Raw genomic sequence first — 2,924 nt, forward strand, 5'->3', positions numbered from 1 at the left:
GGCTTAAGGACTCGCCAACGCATGGCTGCTCCCAGTAGACATTCCCACCCCAGCGCTGGGATGTGTGAAGCCAGTTCAGGTCCTGCAGGCCGGTGCGGTGTATAAACTGCCGACAAGTGAGTGCCCGAATGTGAGGAACGGATGCGACACCCACTGAGGCCATGGATGGTGCTGTTGCCCCTGCTTATGGGCGGCTGTGGCACCCAGGCACCCCAGATGTATGGCGATGGTTTCCCCCTCGCCAAGCCAATGGATCTAGTCCACGCAGGTGCAACGGTAGAGGCGCGTTTTGAACTGCCGCCGCCCTGGGAGAAGGACCCCAGACCTCGCACGTTCCTGATCGGCTTCCGTACCGGTGGGCCTGCCAAGCGTCCGGACATGAAACAGGGAGATGTCGACTTTCTTGAAGACGCCCGGATTCCCTTGAAGGTGCGGCTGTGGAAGCTGGATGGCAACACCGAGATGCCCATCGCGCTGCACGCCTTGAATCGCGATCTGCCCGCTGTGTGGCAGGGCAGCCGATATCAACCGGCCAAGGGCGATGTATTCGAATACAGGAATGCCGTCGGCGCGGATTCGAACAGTCTGGTTAATGCAGGAAAGTACGATATGTCACTGGCCTACCGGGAATACGAGGTGGCCCGTGCCGATTCTGGAAATCTGACAGCCGGGAAGTACCGGCTGAAAGTGACCAGCCTTCAGGGCAACCCGGAAGTTGCACATCTCAACATCGAGCTTCTCGTCGCCAACTACAACGTGAAGTAGAGCCGGTGCCAGCCAAGGCTTCGCGCGTGGCGATCACCCCATACTCGCCGCCCGTGCCCTCACTTCCTGCTGCATGCGCTCCTCCTGTGACTGCTGCTCAAGCTCACGGCTCATGGCGCGCTGCTGGGCATCCTGGCTCACGCTCTCGTACTGCTGAAGCGATTGCTCGACTGGTGTCTGAGCGGCCTGCGCTGTCGGCATCGAGGCCCGTGCATGCGAAGGATCATTCAACTCGCCCTGCACCAGAAATACCGTGTGTCCGGCAGGGTTCTGCACGGTCGCGTTGCTCAGCAGCACGTGGTCTACGCGCGACAGATCGTTGTCTTTGGCCAGCACCAACAGGCTGGCGCTCATCCGCTCGCTGATCGCGTCGAAGCTGCGCCCGTGTTTGGCATCCAGTGCCGCAACACCGTCGCGTATCTGCTCGTAGAGCGGGTGGTCAGGGTGACCCGGCGACAGCGGGCCACCTGCGGTCTGGGAATCCTCCACGGCCTTGCGTGCCTGGTCGTACGCCGCATGGGCGGGGTGTTCCTGCTCCTGCACCACGGCGGGGATAGTCGGTTGTTCGCGTTGCTGTCCCTCTGCCTGCGGCAGGGGAGGGGATGGCGACCGATGGACCGATTGCATCCTCGCCATGTCCTCCACGGTGGTGGTGGAGGTCAGCACCATGCGGTTGCCCGCTGCAGTGCCGAAGGACGCGATGGCGCTGTCCGGGCTGGGCGCGTGTGTGCGTGGATCGGGCATCAGCTCCAGCGTGATGTCGGCCTGTTTTCCAACGGCGGCAAGATTCTGTTCAACTGCGGCGGTGGTGGCGGCAAGCTGCTCCTCGGTGCGCGGAATGCCATGTTTCGCGTACAGCGATTCCACCTGCCCGCGCACACCCTCAGGCGCGATGTGCACGGTGGCCTTGATCTGTTCGGCCATCCTGCCCATGTCCGCAATGCCGGCGTTCTGGCTCTGCCAAGTGATTTCCAGTTCATCGCCGACGTTGCGATTGGCCTGGCTGTTGTAGACCACGCCCTCGTGCAGCCACTGGCCATCCGCCTGGCGGCTGTAGCTACGGCCGTCGCTCGCACGCAGAGTGTTGGCGCTGTCCTGCGCATCGCGGATTGCCTGCGGGATGGACGGGTTCTGGGCGTCGCCGAAATCACTCCAACGGCCTTGCTCGTGGGCCACCATGTACCGCGCGGCCACGGCCGCCTTGGTGTTGGCCGCGTTCTGTGCGATGACGGTGCGCGACTGCTCATCCAAGGCGGGTTCGCGTTCCGGCGGAACAGGCTCGCGGCGCGTGATGGGCGTGCGCCCATCTACGACCTCCTTTATCTCCAGCTCCCATTGCCGCGATACGGTGTCGCGCACGAACTCTCTTCCGGTCTCGAAGGCGCTGGGTGGCGGCTCTTTCAAGCCGCTGGCACTCAGTCGATAGGGATCCCGTGGCGGCGGAAGGTTGGCCAGGCCCAGCTCGTAGGAGGCGCGGGCGGCCTGCCAGTTCAATTGGCGCTCCAGCGTGCCAGTGGCCACATAGTCGGCGCTGAAGGTGACATCGGCGCCCTGCGCCGTTTGTACTGGCCGTACTTCCACGCCAGTCCCCAGATCAGCGCTCTGAACTTGCTGTTGCTCGGCGCTGCGCAACCAGCGGCCATCCGGGTCTGCCGGGTTGCGCGCCCAGGTGCGCTGCAATGGATCCTGCTGGATATAGACCCGCTCGATGTCCTTCTGTTCGGCCCACTTCTCACCCAGATGGGCGCCCAGCACACCGCCACCGATGCCAGCGACGAAAGCGCCCGGGCCCGTCCACGAGCCGGATACAAGGCCAACGCCTGCACCTGCTGCGAAGCCGCCGAGCGCGCCGCCCAGGTTGCGGCCGACGAAGTGCGCCGAGGTTGAGTCTGCGCCTGCGGTGTTTCCTTGCGAGTTCAGTTCCACCCATTTATGGCCGGAGGTGGCGAAGTCATGCGCCATCAAGGCGACGCCGGCAACGCCCAAGGCCTTCATGCCGGGGTTTACGCCGTGGGGGACAGCTTCGGCTGCTGTTGCCGCACCCGGAGGCCCGCGTGGCGCGCCCGGTTGCAGCGTTGAATGCGGAGTTGGCGCAGGCAGATCGGCGAACAGACGAGGCCCGGTAGACAGCGCCGAGCGAGCAGCGACCCATTCCGCGC

At 64.3% G+C, this 2,924-nt stretch carries 2 protein-coding genes; one reads left to right on the forward strand and one right to left on the reverse strand.

What is annotated here, in order from left to right; translation table 11 throughout:
* The first annotated feature begins 165 nt into the window (after positions 1 to 165).
* Positions 166 to 765, forward strand: coding sequence for a hypothetical protein (locus AC1VAN_RS16985; protein WP_442251590.1), 600 nt, complete (start codon positions 166 to 168; stop codon positions 763 to 765).
* Positions 766 to 798: 33 nt separating this feature from the next.
* Here AC1VAN_RS16985 and AC1VAN_RS16990 read toward each other — a convergent pair.
* A partial coding sequence (locus AC1VAN_RS16990; protein WP_480986268.1) for an XVIPCD domain-containing protein occupies positions 799 to 2,924 on the reverse strand: 2,126 nt, incomplete at its 5' end.

The sequence above is a fragment of the Stenotrophomonas sp. 05L44_2 genome (genome assembly GCF_056665995.1).

Coding starts and splice junctions, on each gene's coding strand:
- AC1VAN_RS16985 (WP_442251590.1), top strand. CDS start 166: ATGGTGCTGTTGCCCCTGCTTATGGGCGGCTGTGGCACCCAGGCACCC.